Origin of the sequence: Gluconobacter aidae (genome assembly GCF_009547075.1) — a bacterium.
Classification (GTDB): Bacteria; Pseudomonadota; Alphaproteobacteria; order Acetobacterales; family Acetobacteraceae; genus Gluconobacter; species Gluconobacter aidae.
In genome coordinates, this window is the sequence record NZ_WIPH01000040.1 from 1 (window position 1) to 18430 (window position 18430).

Sequence of the window (18430 nt, forward strand, 5' to 3'; positions counted from 1 at the left end):
TCATTCGGAGCCGCCGCAAATCCGATAAAATCGGTGAGATACTGAACATCCCCATCAGTTTCCCGCCGTCCCAGAAAGATCTGTTTCGCAATTCCCTGCTCACCCAGTCTTATGGAATGAAGGTCTAAGCGTGAGGCATATTCATCCACCAGCCATCGGGGAAGTGCCGCAACTCCCCGGCCATGTGCCACCGTGACCAGCATGATATCAGTCGTCTCGATCTGTTTCTGCTGACGGGGTGCGATGCCGGCGGGCTGGAGAAACTGGGTATAGATATCCAGCCGTTCCGAGGGCACGGGATAAGTGATGAGAGTTTCATCGGCAAGCTGCTCAGGCGTGACGCGATCAACGCCATACAGTTTGTGACCGCTTCCCACGACGAGAACCAGTTCATAATCAAAGACCGGTGTAAAGTTCAGGCCAGGCTTGTAAAGCGGGTCAGGCGTTACGAGAATATCGATCTCGTTACTCAGAATCGCCCCGATGCCGCCGAACTGAAATTTCTGCCGGACATCGACGTCTACTTTCGGCCAGCGTTCGAGATAGGGCGAGACAACATTGAGAAGCCACTGGTAACAGGGATGACATTCCATCCCGATCCTCAATGTGCCACACTCACCGTTCGCAAACTGCTCCAACCGTTCTTCGGCCAGTGAAAACTGCGGTAACAGCCGGTTTGCAAGAGACAACAGCCATTGACCAGCCTGTGTCAGGATCAGGGACCGGCCTTCGCGTCGCCAGATCTTCACGCCGAGTTGCATCTCGATTTTACGGACGGCATGGCTGAGAGCAGGCTGGGTCAGATTCAGCCGCGCGCTGGCCGCTGTCAGTGAGCCTTCCCGGGCAACTTCCTGAATAATCATCAGATGATTGCGTTGAAGAATACTCATTTCCTGGCACCTATATGCATCAAACTAATACATTCATGAAAACATATCATTTATATTCATCATTATAAAGCTCTAGTTAAAATCACCTGAACGTCGGTCATCCCGCCCCACCGATCTGATGCAGTTGGTATGAATACGAATTTGAAACGCCTTCTTTCCGAGAAACTGGCGGACCATCCGTCGCTCTGTCATCCTGACATGCCCGTTCCTGTCCTCTCTTTCGAAGTTGTCCCCCCGCGGACAAACGCTATGGAACAGCGCCTGTGGCAGTGCATCCGGCATCTGACGCCTCTCTCCCCGCGCTTTGTCTCGGTGACCTATGGGGCGGGTGGTACGATGCAGGCGCGGACACAGGCAACGGTCCTGCAACTGAAGCAGGAGACGACGCTCGTGCCGGCGGCTCATCTGACGTGTATTGGCGCGACCCGCGAAGAAATCGACGACATCGCCCGCACCTACTGGCAGGCCGGTGTCAGGCATCTCGTGGCTCTGCGGGGCGATGCACCCGCGGGTACCGACTATGCGCCGCATCCGGGGGGTTACGCCCATGCCAGCGATCTTGTCACTGGCCTGCGTCGCATTGCCGACTTTGAAATCTCGGTTGCCGCCTACCCCGAAACACACCCTACGGCCCTGAGCCCACAGGCCGATCTCGACAATCTCAAGCGCAAGCTCGATACCGGTGCGACCCGTGCCATCACCCAGTATTTCTTTGAGGCTTCGACCTATCTGCGCTTTCTTGATCGCTGCCTGGCGGCCGGTATTACGGCGCCGATCGTTCCTGGCATCATGCCAGTATCGAATTATGATCAGATTGCACGTTTTTCTGGACTCTGTGGGGTCAGGGTGCCTTCATGGCTGACCCGACTGTTCGAGGGAACAGCAAAGAACCCGGAACTCTGCCGTCTCACGGCCTGTATCGTAGCGGCAGAGCAGGTTCGCACTCTGCAATCCCACGGAATCAACGAGTTTCATTTCTCTACGCTGAACCGTCCGGATCTGACCGGCGCGATTGCATATCTTCTGGGTCCACGCCCCGCCCGTGAGACGGATTCATGAAGAAGCAAAACCGGAAATCACGAAAGGGGCAATGATGTCTGATGAAACGCAGGATGGATGGTCTCCTGCCAGTACCGGGACAGGTGACCCGCCCTCGACAGACAAAACCGGAAATGAACAGGGAATGTCGTCTCTGACATGCAACGCCCCGGAGATCACTGTTTCTGCCGGGGAAGACGAACCTGGATGTCCATGCTGCGTGATCCCCTGGTTCCGCTGAACCAGGGGAATAGCCGATCAGGCGGAGAGTTCTTTACGCACGATCTCCGCGCCCGCACCCAGAGCATTCAGCTTTCCGCGTGCGACACGACGTGACAGAGGCGCCATACCGCAGTTGGTCGAAGGGTAAAGCTTGTCAGCATCCACGAACTGCAGGGCTTTTCGGAGTGTGCTGGCAACGTCTTCCGGCGTCTCAATGGTATTGGTCGCCACATCAATGGCACCCACCATCACCTTTTTGCCACGTACAAGCTCGATAAGATCCATCGGAACGCGGGAGTTCTGACATTCCAGTGAGATCAGATCGATGCTGGATTTCTGCAGTTTCGGGAAGATTTCCTCATACTGCCGCCACTCTGCGCCCAGCGCGTTTTTCCAGTCGATATTGGCTTTGATGCCGTACCCGTAGCAGATATGGACAGCCGTTTCGCATTTCAGCCCCTCAACGGCCTTCTCCAAGGTGGCAATGCCCCAGTCATTGACCTCATCGAAGAAGACGTTAAAGGCCGGCTCATCAAACTGGATGATATCGACCCCGGCCGCCTCCAGCTCCCTGGCTTCCTGATTGAGGATCTTCGCAAATTCCCAGGCCAGCTTTTCACGGCTTTTGTAATGACCGTCGTAGAGCGTATCGATCATCGTCATGGGCCCCGGCAGCGCCCATTTAATCGGTTTTTTCGTCAGCGCCCGCAGATACTTCGCATCTTCAACAAAGACGGGCTTTTCACGGGTCACGGCGCCCACGACGGACGGCACGCTCGCATCGTAACGATTGCGGATCTTGACCGTCTGACGGTTTTCGAAGTCAACGCCACCAAGATGTTCAATGAATGTCGTGACGAAATGCTGACGTGTCTGTTCGCCATCGCTGACGATATCGATGCCGGCACGATCCTGATCGTCCAGCGTCAGACGCAGCGCATCCTGTTTGCCTTCGACCAGTTCCTCTCCCTTCAATTTCCAGGGGGACCAGAGTGTCTCGGGCTTTGCCAGCCAGGACGGTTTGGGCAGGCTTCCAGCTGTTGAGGTGGGGAGCAGTGTTTTCATGACAGATGACCTTGTGTTCTGGTGTGTTCAAACGGAGTACTGGGCAGACCACTGATCAAGAACGTCCTGATACGGCTTGATGAAGCTCTCTTCCGTAAATTTGCCCTGCGCGATGGCCAACTGACTGCGCTCCTCGCGGTCGTAGACAATCCGGGTTACCGAATGATCCTGATGCTTCAGGCTCGGCTGATAGCAGTCAGCCGCCGGAGAGTTGGAATTGTAGATTTCAGGACGGTAAATCTTCTGGAAAGATTCCATCGTGCTGATGGTGCTGATGAGTTCCATATTGGAATAATCGGAGAGCAGATCGCCAAAGAAGTAAAACGCCAGAGGTGCGGACGCATTCTCAGGCATGAAATACCTGACCTTCATTCCCATTTTCCCGAAGTACTGATCTGTCAGCGAAAAGTCCCGCTGCTCGTATTCAATACCTAGTACCGGATGATAATTTCTGGTCCTGTAATAAGTCCTGTTACTTGAAACGCTCAGACAAATTACCGGCATTTTCCTGAAATGGGTTTTGTAGCACTCTGAATTGATAAAGCACTTGAACAGGTTGCCATGCAGATCACCAAAACGCTCAGGCGTTCTGAATTCTGACAGATCTTTATTGTGATTTAGCAGCAGGACACTGAAATCATAATCGCGGACATAGGATGAAAAATTATTCCCGACAATGCCCGGGATGCGTTTATCGTCTTTTCTGTCAAAGATAGAGGTGTTCAGCACCTCTATCAGAGGAAAAGACTCATTCTTCCTGTCGGATTTGATCGTCATTTCAGCAGAGATAATATCAACCCCCACGGAATAGCGGTCTCCGTTGGGATTGTCCCAATGCGCCAGGGAATTGAAACGGTTATCAATCATGCGCAGAACATTCCGCAGGTTTTCCTGCCGGTGTTCCCCGCGCGCCAGATTGGCAAAATTGGTTGTCAGACGTGTGCTGTCTGAGGGCGTATAATCTTCATTGAATGGGATTTTCTTGATATTGAATGTAAATTCAACCGACATGATAGATACTGCCTAGATTACTGAAGTTCTCGGATTATTCCCTTTTTTATTCAGGAATGTTTCTTCAGTTTGCGTTTCAGAGCGATGCAGAATCTTATGCCTGAGAGGTTCGTTGAATAAAAATGATTTTATTTCATTTAAGTATGAATTTCACTCATGGGCGACATGGCGCTTTGCCAGAAGACAATGATATGACCATGCGGTTCACACATGAACCGCGCGGCCTGTTCCCACATTCCTTCAGAAAGTCATGGGTATTACCAGCTATATCCTATGCTGGCCTGAGCGTTCCGACGCTCCCCGTAGTAACAGTATTGCCCGTCCGCGCCATAGGCGAAGCAGTTTGCAATATAGTTCCTGTCAAACAGGTTCCTGACACTGGCAGCGAATTTCCAGCCGTGCAGGGAATGAGACATGTTGTTGAGGTCGTAAGCGATCGAGGCATCAAACAGAGCATATTGCGGGAGCCAGACGCTGCCATAGGTCGCTTCACCACCATAGGTCTTGTTTGAATACCGCATACCACCGCCAAAACCGGACCCTTTGAGCGGGCCCGACGGCATTGTGTAGAAAGCGAACAGGGACGCATTTCCCTTGCCGGACTGGATCAGCGGCTTTCCGGTTGAATCATCCCTGACCTTCTGGAAACTGACCGCCGCCGTGAGCATCAGATTGTGGAATGGCTGGGCATGGGCTTCAAACTCGAAGCCATCCGAGTGAACCAGGCCGCTTTGCAGACTGTATCCCGTATTGGCAACGGAAACGAGGACATTGCTCTGCTCGATATGAAAGCCCGCTGCCGTAAAAAGGACCGACGTGCCCGGGATCTGATATTTCAGGCCACCTTCCAACTGTTTGCCGATGGACGGATGGGCCTGTCGCAACGTCACGCCACCGTCATTCGAGACCGTGCCCGACTGTGGCTGAAAGGATGTCGAGTAGCTGATATAGGGCGAAAGGCCAAAATCGAAATGATACAGTCCTGAAACGCGCCAGGTAATCTGGCCTGCACTCTGCCGATCATTGGACTGCTCGAAATATTCGGTCTGATTGGAGCGGTACCAGTCATTGCGGATACTGCCCGTCAGGATCAATCGCTTCCAGCGGATCTCGTCCTGTCCATAAGCACCGATCTGATGCGGTTTCGTAACGTAACGCAGATAGGGCGTCAGGTCGGGAATGGCCATGTGATAGTCGGGATGCAGCACATCCAGATCAGGCGCATCGCCATAGGCTTCCGTATCGTTCGCTTTCTGCTGCATGTAATCAAAACCGAACATCAGCGCATGACGTAGCGGCCCCGTGCGGACCTTTCCCTTGAACTGGCTGTCAAACGCCAGATTATAGGTATGCTCCTGCGTGCCATAGGCGGAACGCGACAGCATCTGGCCGCTGATGCCGTCAGCGCTGTCGTAATATCCGTTGTCATAGACACTGCGGTATATCGTTCTGATATCGTCATAACGGCCGCGCGTGCTGAAGCGCCAGTCGTCGTTGAAGCGATGGTTCAGGATATAGGTGACAGCCCCCTGCCTGCGGTTGAATTTTTCCGCCGAAACATCGCCATCATAGAAATTGCGCGGCAAATAGCCGTAGGACGCGCGCTTGAGAGAGCCGATCAGCGGAACACCACCGTAGGAACCGTTTTCGGGGTCATACTGATAGTTCCCGAGCAGCGTCAGGGTTGTCGGGCCGTCCCCACCGAACGTGAAGGACGGGCTGATGCTGAAACGGCGGCTTCCGGTCCTGCTCAACTGTGTGTGCTGTCCGTTGATAGTGCCGTACACACGGTAGCGGACCATTCCATCATCCGTTGCAAAACCTCCCACATCCGCATCGACACGATAGAGATCGAACATACCGCCCGTCGCATTCACGCCGCCATAGAACCGCTGCTCCGTCGGCAGCTTGCTGGACATCGCGGTAAGACCGCCAGGACTGGACTGACCGTAAAGCGCGGATGCCGGCCCCTTCAGAAGCTCGACGCGATCCAGGCGGAACGTATCCGTCTGAGCCACCGCGAAACCTGTTGGACTGTCCTGAAACTTCAGCCCATCCAGAAAGGTCGGAACCGTGAAGCCACGCAGATCGAAAAGATCATAGCGCGTCCCTTCTCCGCCGCGTGTATCGGCCGTCACGCCTGCGGCATACCGGACAGCCTGATTGAGGGTCAGCACACCGCGCGCATCCATTTCGTCACGGGTGATGACCGTTACCGACTGGGCCGTCTCGACCAGGGGTGTGTTCGACTTGGTGGCGGAGGACGCAACGGTCGAAGCCAGATGCCCGCGAACCCTGATCTGTTCGACGTCTTTTGCATGTGTTTCCATGGATTTGTGTGTGAGGTGGCCAACTGCTGTTCTCCCGGAATGCCGGTCCGTGTCGGCTTTTCTGTCCTGATCGGCGGCGAACGCCGTATCGCTCAGAACGATCGAAAAAAGCGCCGTATAGATGATCCTGTTACGCTGCATACCCCACCCATATGTCGTTACCGGCTTCTGTCCACAGAGGGTCGGCGGCCTGCCTTTTGTATTGAGAATGACTCTTAGTCGCGCTCCTAGCCACATTCGCAGGGCGCATCAACCGACGCGACGGCCATTGGCCCGAACGCGAACAAACTCTGCCTGATCGCCGAGAATGGAAGTCGCTGCGTTGCCGTCCGGATGGGAGCGGATGGAAGACTGGGGCTGAGAAAACCGCCGGTTACAGCGGCGGTGTCAGCGTCCCTGAGCGCACCATGCGGGGGGAAACACCGAAGGTCCGATGGAACACATCGTGCTGAAACTGCTGGCATTCTCGTAACCGAGGTCGAATGCGACTTCGGAAATCGACTGCCCCGCGGCAAGGCGGGAAGCTGCCTCGACCACCCGGACACGCCGGCGCCAGGCGGCGAACCCCATGCCCATTTCCTGCTGGAAAAGTCGGGTAAAGGTCCGTCGGGCCATGCCTGCTTCCCGCGCCCAGTGGTCGATGTCGTGGCAGTCTCCGGGCTGGGCGGCAATCGCCTCACACACGCGAAGCAGGCGCGGATCGGAAGGAAACAGCAACCGGTCCGCAATCGGGCGCGCGCGTCTGATTTCACCGACAAGAAGCCGCGCAATGGACGTCATGCGCTCATCCATGGAGAACTCGTAGCGCATGGCGATAATCTCATCCGCGAGCCCCCGCATGAGGGATGAGGTGTCGAACATCTTGCACGGAAGGTCTTCGGCTTCCGGCAGTGTGGGATCAACGTAAATGACCTGAAATGCCAGATCGGTCCGGCAGTTTGCCTGATGAAGCGTGTTGGCGGGGATCCACATCCCCTGCCCTGACCCGAGTACGAAACTGCGCCCCAGCGTACTGATGGTCACCGTTCCGCCCAGAAACAGCGAGAGCTGGGAGCGGTCATGCGTGTGATACCCGTCGACGAAACCGCCCAGATAACGGTCCGCAAACCCCACGACCGGTGGTGGACGGTCCGGCAGATCGGCCGTCCGCTTCATGATGCGATGACCCCGTTCATGTTTCTTCAAAAGAGATCCAGCAAAATGATCCTGCCCAATGTTCCGTTCGTCTGCACCAACACATCAGAACGATGCGTCATAGAACACTGGCGGACATTCCGCGTCCATTTTTTTGAAGAACCTGAGCGGGAATGGGGCCTTTCAGGCCGGGATGTTCTGAAGGACCAGAAAGCCTTCAAAAACAGGGGACCCCACCATCAGCGTCCGTCCGTGTCCAGCGCCCGTATGTGCCTGCCGGAACTGTTCGGACCGGGTCCATCCCACGAAGGCATCATGGGAGCCCCAGACTGTGTGGGATGCATAAAGCGTCAGACCATCCTGCGTCGGGCCTTTCAGGAACTGGAAACTGACGAACCCGGGCACCGTTTTCAGAAGGACCTCCCGGTCCAGCCAGCGTTTTTCAAAAGCTTCGGCATTGTCCTGAGCTACTTTGAAGCGGTTCATCGCAATATACTGGTGCATCTGTTTTCTCTTTCATCAGCTGAAAATGATATCGTGCGGCAGGATGTAGGGCTTGCCCGTTCGTTCATGGGTTCGGACGCGCCCTTCTTCCAGCCCGAATACCGTCCGGGCCAGAGTGCCTGTCAGAACGTCCTGTGGCGGTCCCTGCGCATGAATGGTGCCCTGATGCACGACCACGATCCTGTCGGCACAGGCCACGGCCCAGTTGAGGTCATGCAGGACCAGCACGACCCCGCCTCCCTTGCGGGCATGCGCGCGGGCAAGATCAAGGACCAGATGCTGACGGGCCGGATCCTGCGCGGAAATCGGCTCGTCGAGCAGCAGAAATCCCGGCGCATCTCCCTGTCCGACATCGCGGCCTCAAGCTGCATCAGGACGCGGGCCAGATGGGCACGCTGGCGCTCGCCGCCGGAAAGACCCATGACATCGCGATCCGCAAAGTGCTCCAGCCCGACGCGAGCGAGCAGGTCGTCCGCCAGTATTGTGCGTTCCCAACCGGTCAGGCGGGGCGCCGAGACACGGGCTCCCATCACGACGAGATCCCGCAATGTGAAATGTGCCCGCAGAACAGTCTCCTGTGTCAGCATGGCCCGCATCGCCGCGAGGCGTTCCAGAGAAAGATGGTTCAACTCCGTACCCTGCAACGTCACCGTTCCACTGCTGGGCAACAGCAATCCGCTAACAAGCCGGAGCAGTGTGCTTTTCCCCGCGCCATTCGGCCCGACAATGGCCGTGACCTGTGCGCCCTCGAAGCAAAGCGAAGCCCCGTGCAGGATCGTTTTCCCGCCCGCGCGCCAGACGACATCCTGAAGAGCCAGGCTCACGATACCACCTCGCGCCCGTGGGCGCCGGACAGCAGCCAGACGAAGACCGGCGTTCCCAGAACAGCCGTCACGATCCCCACGGGAACGTCTGCGGGGACTGCAATCACGCGCGCCAGCGTATCGGCCACGATCATGAGGCTTGCCCCTAAAAGCGCACTTCCCGGCAGGACGAGACGATGATCCGGGCCCGTCACCAGCCGGACAAGATGCGGCACGATGACGCCTACGAACCCGATCGCCCCCACGAAGGACACCGTTGGTCCGACGGCGCAGGCCACCGCCACCATGGCCAGACGCTTGATCCGCTCAACCGGATACCCGATCAGGCGGGCATCGCTCTCGCCCAGCAGCAGGGCATTGAGCGGCGTGGCCAGACGTGCCGTCACAGCCGCCGCAACACAAAGGAACGGACATAACAGCCCGATGCGGGACCATGTCGCGCCGGAGAAACTGCCCATGGTCCAGAATGTCAGGTCACGCAGGGCCGTATCGTTGGCACGGAAAATGAGAATACCCGTCAGAGCACCGGAAAACGCCCCGAGCGCCACACCGGCCAGAAGAATGGTACTGACGGAGGTCACGCCTCCGCGCGTCGCAAACAGATACAGCAGATAGGCCGCGGCAAAGCTGCCGCACATCCCCGCAGCAGGAATGGCCCAGACACCCCATGCCCCCGAAACAAGCCATGGTCCCCCCAGAACGATCATGCAGGCCGTCGCCAGTGCCGCCCCCGATGACACGCCGATCAGCCCCGGATCGGCCAGGGGATTGCGGAAAAGCCCCTGCATGACAGCTCCGGCAACCGCCAGCGCCGCCCCCGTCAGCCCCGACATCACGACCCGTGGTCCACGGATACGAAGCAGCACGATCCGGTCTGCCCGGATGTCAGGATCCGTCGTTCCATGCCACAGAGCCGACAGATGCACGCCGGTGGCTCCGATATTCAGCGCCGCGATTACGGCCAGCAGCAGCAGTGGCATGAGAGCGATCAGAAAGACCAGGGCCTGACGCCGGGATGACGTCATACGGGATGACCCGCCGTTTCAATCAGGCGCGCCAGATCAAGCGCAGCCTGGGGCGTACGAGGCCCAAATCCAAGTAGACGCTCCCCCTCCATGGCAATGATCGCCCGGCTCTTGCCCGCAGGGGTTAACTGGAATCCCGGATCAGCCAGAAGCTCATCCCGGATCACATCCCCACCCTGTTGCATTGTCAGAATTACATCTGGCCGGAGCGCAACAAGGTTTTCCTGATCCACGATCTTATAGCCCTGCATGCCTGCTCCGGCATTGATCGCCCCCGCAAGACCGATCACGGCATCCGCAGCCGTTCCCGCCCCTGCGGCCATGGGACGGTTGTTCGTCATACGCATCACGAACAGCACACGCCGCATCTGCGGATGCGCCTCACGCCATAAGGCCAAGTTTCGGAACTGCTCCGAAATCGTGGCGCACAGGCGCTCCCCTTCAGTTTTCGCATCAACGATTCGGGCCAGAAAACGAGTACGTCCCTCGATCGCTTCCGGCGAGTGCGTTGCATCCACGAACACGACCGGAACACCCGAAGCCGCAAGCTGATCCATCGCAGCGGCCGGACCGGAATCATTCATGGCCAGGATCAGATCCGGCCTGAGAGACAGAACTCCTTCGGCGGAAATTGCCCGCATATAGCCCAGGTTTTTCTTTTCCCGCTGTGCCTGTTCCGGCCATGTAGACGTCAGATCAACGCCAATGATGCTCTGCGAGCGCCCAAACGCATAAAGCGTTTCCGTAATGGTTCCGCCGATGCAGGCAATGCGCTATACCGCCGGGATCACAACATGACGACCGCGGCAGTCCGTTATCGTCCGCGCAGAGGCGGCCTCCCCTGTTTTGGGCAGGAGACCGGCTGTCACGCTCATGGCGACAAGGGATAGACCCAGCCGCCGGCGGGAAAGAGCAGAATTCTGCGTCATCACGCGGCCTGCTCCATCCCTTCGACAGTCCGGAGCACCTCATAGGCACTGAACTCCCGCCGCCCGATCGTCAGGGGTTCGCCCTTGCCGGCATCCTTGTGCGCCGTCTGGAACAGGTCCGATCCACGCCATGCCTCGAAGGCTTCGCGCGACGTCCAGGACGCATGCGAAGCATAGGCCACATGGTCTGAACAGGTGCCGCCTTTCAGGAACCGGATCATGAGGAAACCCGGAACAGTGTTGAGAAGCACCTCCCGATCCAGCCAGCGGCGCCGGAAGTCGGATTCACGGTCCAGCCGCACTTTGAAACGGTTCACAACAACGAACATCTGGCTCTCCTCGCTTCCGGAATTCCGCGGTTTTTCGGCAGGAACAGAGGAATGGTCCCATCCGATGTGGCAACGCTGCCATATACGAGAATGAGAATCAATCGCATCTTATTGACAGACCTTTCGCCTTGGCATTTTGTTGCGACAGATTCTTAACAAGGACGCGGTCACATGCCTTCCCGCCATCGCAGAATTTCCTGCCGACGCCAGCTTCTCCTCACCTCTGCCCTTGTCCTGATGGGCTCTGGAGGTCCCGGGCGCTTATATGCACAGGATACGACGCTCCAGTCCGTGCTCCCCGACACACAAGAAAAGAAATCTGCCGCCGTCACGGCCCGAACGTCGCCTGTTCCGCAGAACGCTCCCATCGCTCTGGCCCCTGTCCGCGTACAGGGGCAGACCGGAAAGGGAGACGTCCTCGAGTCCATGAAAATCGATCCCGATGCCGACTACAGCAATGTCGGCAAGGCGCGTGTCTTCACCCAGACGACAACCCTGAAAACCCTTCAGACCCGCATGATCGACAATATTTCGGATTACAGTCGGCGCGTGGATGCGGCCGTCAATTTCAATTCCAACAATTTCAGCATCAACATGCGCGGCCTCGACCAGAACCGCATCCTCACCACCATCGATGGTATCCGAACGACCTGGACCGACAACGGTGCCCGTGGTCTGGATGGCGGCGTTTCCGCCTATGATTTCAACGCCCTCGGCGGCATTGATGTCGTCAAGAAGGCCAATTCCAGCTTTTTCGGAACGGGCGCCCTGGGTGGTGTTCTCGCCCTGCGCACCCTGAACCCCGAGGATATTCTGAAAGAGAACCGGACATTCGGCGGGTTGTCAAAAGCCACTTATGACGGCTCAAGCGAAAGTGCTTATCTCAATCAGGCTCTGGCCGCGCGTTACGGCAACACCATGATCCTCGTCCAGGGCGGCTACCAGAATGGCAGCGAAACGGGGAACCACGGTGATATTGGTGGAACAGGGACGACACGTTCCAGAAAAGACCCTGCTTCCTATACGCAGGGCAATTTTCTTGGGAAAATCCATCATTACTTCGCAGGCGGCCATCGCGTTACACTGACAGGGGAAGTGTTTGACCGCAACTATAACGAAAACACCCTTTCCAGCGTCAACAGCACTTACAGCCGCTATAACACGCTGGAAGAGACAAAACGCTCCCGCGTCTCGGGCGGATACGACTATAAGGCCGCCAATCCCCTGGCCTTCATCAGCGAGGCGCATCTGACCGCCTACTGGCAGAACGTGGACACGATCAACGATACGGCCGCCAATCGGCTGACAGCTCCGATCGGTGAGTATGACCGCAATGATATCCTCTCCACCCAGTCCTATGGTGCTGTTGGCTCCATCACATCCAACGTCTTCACCGGCCCCCTGCATCACGCGATCACGCTGGGAGGTGAGGCCTATCTGACCGATTCAAGCGAATACGCCGCAGGCAAGGACAACTGCACGGCCACGACCTATACGTGCTATTTCCTGCATAACAACCAGTCCGACATGCCTGATGTACACGGAACGGACCTTGGTGCCATCGTTCAGGACCGCATCGGCTATGGCGAGCATGAATGGCTGCATATCACGCCGGGCTTCCGGTTCGACTGGTACAAACGCAGCCCGAAATATACGCCGAGCTATGTTGCCAATGCGATTTACAGCGGCACACCGCGCGGGGCGAGCGGATCGCATTATTCCCCGAAGATCCTCGTCGAGGCGCGTCTTCTGAAGGACTTCACGGTCTATGCGCAATATGCCGAGGCATTCCGTGCCCCTTCGGCCAATGAAATGTATCTTGCCTATGGTGGGACGGGAACCTATGCGTCCATCGGAAACCAGAACCTGAAGCCCGAAACCAGCCGAGGCTGGGAAGTCGGCGCCCGTTATGGAAATTCCAGAAAGGGTGCGAGCATTTCCTTCTACGACAATTATTATCACAACTTCATCGACAGCGTGACGGGAACGGCGGAAGAAGCCGGAATCCTCGGCAACTTTCCCTATGGCGTCTACAAATACATCAATCGCCAGAGCGTCCGGATTTACGGTGTCGAAGCCCGCGCCAACTGGACTTTCGCCGATCACTGGGAAGTCTGGACGTCCCTCGCCTATTCAGATGGACAGGACAGGCAGGAACATGTCCACCTCAACTCCGTCGCTCCTTTCCGGGGGATCGTCGGCTTCGGTTACGTCACAGATCGCTGGGGAACCAACCTTTCCACAACCTTTGCCGCAGCCCGCAACAAGGTTGCGGACATGTCATCGAACGTCAACAAGACGCCCGGTTATGCAATATTCGACCTGACGGGCTGGTACTCCCCGAAGCTCTATCGCAACATGCGGCTTCAGGCGGGCATGTATAATATCTTTGACAAGAAATATTATAGCGCGCTGGATATCCCGGACAACATTACAGTCCCAAAAGCGTACTACACCCAGCCGGGTCGCAGCTTCAAGGTAACGCTACTGGTTAATTTCTGAGGGTACAGAACGAGAGGATCCGGCTCTTCTCCCGTTCTTGATGGGGGCACTCACATCACGAGGGCCCACCTGATCCAGCAGTCATCAGGGAACCGGTTTTTCCTTAATTCCCGGCAGCCCTGTCAGATCGTTTTGCCAAACACGCTTCTGGAGCCTTCCAGATTGGCGCTCGCGACATGTTTCATCATCATCCAGGCGAGCTGGATCAGGCGCTGCCGCGGCAGTTCCGCGGCCGGCCCCGACAGGGCGATGCTTGAACGGACCTCGCCGCTGCTTTCCCGCCAGGGAATGGCAACGGCATTGATCCCGGGCCGATAGGATTCAAGATCCAGGGCATAGCCCTTGATCCGGACATTCTCGATTTCCAGCAGAATATTCTTGCTCAGAGCATTTGCGCGCGTAGCCAGCACACGTTTCCCCAGTCCCGGCACAAACGCCAGAAACACCAGCCCGACCGAAGAGCCTTCCAGCTTTTCCCGGTCATGCAGACGGGAGGCCGCAAAGAGTGGATCCTTCAGATCCACGATATCGACGTAAGCAGCCTTGTCGCCGCTGGGAACCGCGAAATAGACCGTAGCGCCACTCTCCCGCGCGATCCGCTCCAGAACAGGCCGCATCTTGTCGCGGAAAACATAGTCATTCCCTACGATGCGGGAGAGATTGAGAATGCGTCCTCCAAGATAATAATTCATGTCCCCCAGGCGGCGGTGAACATAGCCAAGCTGCTCCAGCGTCTGAAGGATATTGTGAGCCGTCGTCTTGCCCAGGCCGGAAATGACGGCCAGATCCTTCAGCCGCGCAGCTCCACCCTGATGCGCAATGATTTCAAGCAAAGCCACGGCACGTTCGATGGACTGAATCAGTTTTGGAGTTTTCGACATGGAACCTTTTTCTCGTGGATGACCGAAATGATCGAGACACAGCCTGGCAGCCCTGTTTGAATGAAATGTTTTCCCGGACGGATCAGGAAAACATCTGGCCGATTTGTTTACAGACAAATCGGCCGTTTTCATGTCCGGAAGACCGCACGTCATGCGGTCTCCGGTTTTTCAGTTCGTGTCTTTGGGAAGGGCGAACACCACCATCTGATCCGAAATCGGCGTCATCATGAAGTGGTGACCACCAGCCATGATCGCAACATACTGACGACCATTGGCCTCATACGTCATTGGATTGGCCTGTCCTCCACCTGGAAGGACATGCGACCACAGAACCTTGCCCGTCCGCTCGTCGATGGCCCGGATCAGGTTGTCCGTCGCGGCTCCGATGAACACCAGACCTCCCTTGGTGATAACGGAACCACCATTGTTGGGTGTCCCGATTTCCCAGGGCAGTCCAGTCGGCAGGCCCCACGGACCATTGGCGCGCGCCGTTCCCAATGGATGCTGCCACAACACTTTCTGGCCGTGCTTCATATCAATTGCCGTGATCATTCCATAAGGCGGTTTGTGGCACAGCATACGGGTGAACGGATCCCAGAACGGCGCGATCGTAATCGCATAAGGCGTGCCCGCCATCGGACCGTTGCCCTCGGCCGAGCCTCCCGCCCCCGGTTTGTAGTGCACGTCGTCGATCGGCATGAGTTTCAGACTATCCGCCTTGCGACGGGTGATGAGCTGCGCATACATCGGGGAGGCGTTCCAGTTGGCGATCAGGATCCCGCTCTGCGGATCATAGGCCATGGAGCCCCAGTCGCTGCCACCGTTGTCGCCCGGATACATGATCCACGGCTTGTCCAGACTCGGAGGCGTAAACTCACCCACATAATGCGCCTTGCGGAACTTGATGCGGCAGTAAAGCTGATCCAGCGGGGACATCCCCCACATGTCCTTTTCCTGAAGCTCCGGCATGCGCAGGGCCGGCATCCCGACGGACCAGGGCTGGGTCGGCGCGCGCGTGTCTCCCGGAACATTGCCCGCCGGAGCGGGGCGCTCTACGACGGGCAGGATCGACTTGCCCGTCCGACGGTCGAGAACGAAGGTCTGGCCGCGCTTGGTCGGCACGATAATCGCCGGAACCGTCTGACCGTCAGGCGTCGGCATGTCCATCATCGTAACCTGCGAGCCCATATCATAGTCCCAGACGTCCTTGCGCGTTGTCTGGTAAACCCAGCGAGGAGATCCGGTCTTGACATCCAGTGCGACGATCGACGTTGAAACGGCATTTTCCTCAGGACTGCGATAACCGCTGAAATAGTCACCAGCCGAGTTCCCGGTCGGGACATAGACCTGCCCGAGCGCGTTATCGCCAGTCATCGCCGCCCAGGAGTTCGGCGTGCCACGGCTGTAGTGGTTGTTGCCGGTCGGCTGGGAATGATCGTCGGGACGTTTGACATCCCACGCCCAGACAAATTTTCCGCTCTCCGCGTCATAGCCCCGCACGACGCCTGAAGGCGCCCAGCGGCGCTGACCGTCCAGCACCTCATGATTGACCACGACGACACCATTCACGACCATCGGGGGCACAGTCATGGCCACGAATCCCGGGACGGACTCACCCATGCCCTGCATCAGGTTGACCTGGCCGCCATGACCGAACGTGGGGCAGAATTCACCGGTCGCTGCGTCCACTTCGACCAGCCGCATGTCCAGCGTGCCTTCGATGATACGGTTGTGACACGGCTGGCCTTCAGGCACCTGCGATGACGTAAAATACGTCACACCCTTGCACGCGGCCGTGTAGGGAATGGACTCATATTTCACATTGAGATTATGGCGCCAGATCTGCTTGCCCGTTGTCGGATCAAGCTTGATGATGTCGTTCTGAGCCGAGCACATATAGAGACCGTCGCCGACCTTGATCGGTGTCGTCTCGGCTGCCCATTTATTGACCTGCCCCGGACGCGGATAACTGCCCGTATGATAGATGAATGCCACCTCAAGCCTGGAGACATTCTCCGGCGTAATCTGATCCAGAGGCGAATAGCGCGTCTGGTTGTCATCATGTCCGTAGGTCGCCCAGTCCTCACGCGCCGGACTGGCGCTCTGCTGCTGCACCATGGCCGGCAATGCTGACGCATCGATGGAATCCATATCCGGCAGATTGGCGGCATTCACGCCCGGAGCCTGCGGGGCATAGGGTGAAGGTCCGGCGAAATAACTCGGATCAGGCGGTGCATCCCGTGCCGGTTCGTCGGCTTTGCCTGGTCCCGGAATTGAAGCGGAGGGCGGGCCGCCTGCTCCGGCAGGAGCAAATTGTGCATGGGCCGCAAATGGCAGAGTCGTCAGTGCCAGAGAAGCGACCGTGGCGAGAAGATATGGCCGGCGCATCAGACGGCTCCCTTGTTTGAAAAACGCACGTCCTGACGGCGCAGGACCGGAATTGACAGGGCGACCAGAATACCCAGAAGGGTCGGCCCGAAAGCGCGGGGAAGCAGATCGATCGGGCTGAAACCGACTTCCCACACAGACCAGACCCAGGTGTAGGCCAGTGCGCCAAGATACAGGAACGCACCTATCGTGCGTCCGAGGATGATGAAGACGCCCCCTGCCAGCAGAACAAGGCCGCAGATCGCGTAATAAAAAGAGCCCCCCAGCATGGCGAGATCTACTCCACCGATAACGAATGCCACCCCGACGAGGGTGATGACCACACCAAGAAGCAGCACGAGCCACTCCACAAAAGTCGCATTATGAAGGCGCCGGAACATTACGTTCCCGGATAAGTTAACCATGAACCTTTCCTTTCCCGTATGGGAACTAGTGATTACATGAAGCCAGTTTCAAATAAGATATTCCGAGATACCTCACAGCGACGTGATATAACTTGGTATTATCATGATAGTTACTTTGAATATTAAATCAAAGTGTGATTCCTGTTTCAAAGTCCAGTATTAATGGATTTTTGTATTTATTGGTTCCGCCCATACTCCAGATGTACTGGGCACCCGGGCGGATCAGCAGCCAGGGAGTGGGACGCCAGCCGTAATTAAGCTCGATCGCGTGTTCACCGGAAGGCTTGTATATGCCCGTAGCCCCCGTGCCCTGCAATTCACGAACCCAACTCGTGAGCTTTGGATTGACCCACATCATCTTCATGCCAAGGCTGACCGTATCGTTCGGCCGCGTCGGGAACGTCCCTTTGCGTGTCAGCCCCCAGTCAACGAAATAGGGCGCAACAGACGTCCGCGGATCACCCCAGGTAAACGACGCGAAAAACGATGTTCCACGGTTCGGATCGTTCTCGTCACGCTCCAGCATTCGGTCGAACTGGAACCAGCCACCAAAGCGCCCCCGTACCTTGGAAACCGGTGCGGAAACCAGGTATTGCGCCGGAATATCGAAAGTCCCAAGATGGGAATAGACATTATTTACTTCGGACGAATCCCAGTATCCGCCAATTTTCACATTGGTCTGAAGCGGTCCACTGTAATCATCTTTCCCGCCTTGATGCCAGACAAGCTGGAACGGAAGAAACGTTCCCGTAGCGCCATGCAGGTTCATTTTCCAGCCATTATGCCTATTGCCAATCGTGGGATCAACAGAGTAGGCACCGAACTGAATGGAGTAATGATTGTTTCCGGCAGGGTAGAATTTGACCCACGCGCCTGGATGGGCGGTCGGGTAATAACTGTATCCGGAGTTGTATGCGATTGACTGAGGCATGCCGCAGATCGCATTACTTTCGA

At 57.0% G+C, this 18430-nt stretch carries 16 protein-coding genes; 2 read left to right on the top strand and 14 right to left on the bottom strand.

Annotated elements, in window-relative coordinates; all coding sequences use genetic code 11:
- The coding region (locus GFJ39_RS12115) for a LysR family transcriptional regulator (RefSeq protein WP_153431562.1) at nt 1–890 on the bottom strand (890 nt) is incomplete at its 3' end.
- A 198-nt stretch (nt 891–1088) separates the two neighbouring features.
- Here GFJ39_RS12115 and metF point away from each other — a divergent pair.
- Entirely contained in the window at nt 1089–1949 is an 861-nt protein-coding gene (metF, locus tag GFJ39_RS12120; protein WP_228391933.1) for a methylenetetrahydrofolate reductase [NAD(P)H], read from the top strand.
- Nucleotides 1950–2186: 237 nt separating this feature from the next.
- Here metF and GFJ39_RS12125 read toward each other — a convergent pair whose 3' ends face one another.
- The 9 genes from GFJ39_RS12125 to GFJ39_RS12165 all read right to left on the bottom strand — a co-directional run bounded on the left by GFJ39_RS12125 (nt 2187) and on the right by GFJ39_RS12165 (nt 11301).
- Nucleotides 2187–3215, bottom strand: a complete 1029-nt coding sequence (locus GFJ39_RS12125; RefSeq protein ID WP_153431564.1) for a methionine synthase — start codon at nt 3213–3215, stop codon at nt 2187–2189.
- A 27-nt stretch (nt 3216–3242) separates the two neighbouring features.
- Entirely contained in the window at nt 3243–4226 is a 984-nt protein-coding gene (locus GFJ39_RS12130; protein WP_153431565.1) for a DUF1852 domain-containing protein, read from the bottom strand.
- A 257-nt stretch (nt 4227–4483) separates the two neighbouring features.
- A complete protein-coding gene (locus GFJ39_RS12135) occupies nt 4484–6697 on the bottom strand; it encodes a TonB-dependent siderophore receptor (RefSeq protein ID WP_153431566.1) in 2214 nt (737 codons plus the stop codon).
- 246 nt (nt 6698–6943) lie between these two features.
- Nucleotides 6944–7711, bottom strand: a complete 768-nt coding sequence (locus tag GFJ39_RS12140) for an AraC family transcriptional regulator (RefSeq protein ID WP_228391931.1) — start codon at nt 7709–7711, stop codon at nt 6944–6946.
- 162 nt (nt 7712–7873) lie between these two features.
- Nucleotides 7874–8194: an antibiotic biosynthesis monooxygenase family protein gene (locus GFJ39_RS12145; RefSeq protein WP_153431567.1), complete on the bottom strand. Its 321-nt coding sequence runs from the start codon at nt 8192–8194 to the stop codon at nt 7874–7876.
- Between the two features lie 122 nt (nt 8195–8316).
- Nucleotides 8317–9018, bottom strand: coding sequence for an ATP-binding cassette domain-containing protein (locus GFJ39_RS12150; RefSeq protein WP_325062939.1), 702 nt, complete (start codon nt 9016–9018; stop codon nt 8317–8319).
- Nucleotides 9015–10043: a FecCD family ABC transporter permease gene (locus GFJ39_RS12155; RefSeq protein WP_153431568.1), complete on the bottom strand. Its 1029-nt coding sequence runs from the start codon at nt 10041–10043 to the stop codon at nt 9015–9017. The genes GFJ39_RS12150 and GFJ39_RS12155 overlap by 4 nt, the downstream gene beginning before the upstream one ends.
- Nucleotides 10040–10813, bottom strand: a complete 774-nt coding sequence (locus GFJ39_RS12160) for a heme/hemin ABC transporter substrate-binding protein (RefSeq protein ID WP_325062940.1) — start codon at nt 10811–10813, stop codon at nt 10040–10042. The genes GFJ39_RS12155 and GFJ39_RS12160 overlap by 4 nt, the downstream gene beginning before the upstream one ends.
- A 158-nt stretch (nt 10814–10971) precedes the next feature.
- On the bottom strand, nt 10972–11301 hold the full coding sequence (locus tag GFJ39_RS12165) for an antibiotic biosynthesis monooxygenase family protein (protein WP_153431569.1): 330 nt from the start codon (nt 11299–11301) through the stop codon (nt 10972–10974).
- Between the two features lie 426 nt (nt 11302–11727).
- Between GFJ39_RS12165 and GFJ39_RS12170 the strand changes: the two genes are divergently transcribed.
- On the top strand, nt 11728–13803 hold the full coding sequence (locus GFJ39_RS12170) for a TonB-dependent hemoglobin/transferrin/lactoferrin family receptor (protein ID WP_228391932.1): 2076 nt from the start codon (nt 11728–11730) through the stop codon (nt 13801–13803).
- 122 nt (nt 13804–13925) lie between these two features.
- Here the strand turns inward: GFJ39_RS12170 and GFJ39_RS12175 are convergent, their stop codons facing one another.
- The 4 genes from GFJ39_RS12175 to GFJ39_RS12190 all read right to left on the bottom strand — a co-directional run.
- A complete protein-coding gene (locus GFJ39_RS12175) occupies nt 13926–14684 on the bottom strand; it encodes an IclR family transcriptional regulator (RefSeq protein WP_153431570.1) in 759 nt (252 codons plus the stop codon).
- Nucleotides 14685–14852: 168 nt separating this feature from the next.
- The gene (locus GFJ39_RS12180; protein WP_153431571.1) at nt 14853–17072 is read right to left on the bottom strand and encodes a pyrroloquinoline quinone-dependent dehydrogenase; all 2220 of its coding nucleotides are present in this window, start codon (nt 17070–17072) and stop codon (nt 14853–14855) included.
- Nucleotides 17072–17476 (bottom strand): glycerol dehydrogenase, encoded by a 405-nt coding sequence (locus GFJ39_RS12185; protein ID WP_407645898.1) that lies wholly within the window; start codon nt 17474–17476, stop codon nt 17072–17074. The genes GFJ39_RS12180 and GFJ39_RS12185 overlap by 1 nt, the downstream gene beginning before the upstream one ends.
- 127 nt (nt 17477–17603) lie before the next feature.
- The coding region (locus tag GFJ39_RS12190) for a carbohydrate porin (protein ID WP_194285372.1) at nt 17604–18430 on the bottom strand (827 nt) is incomplete at its 5' end.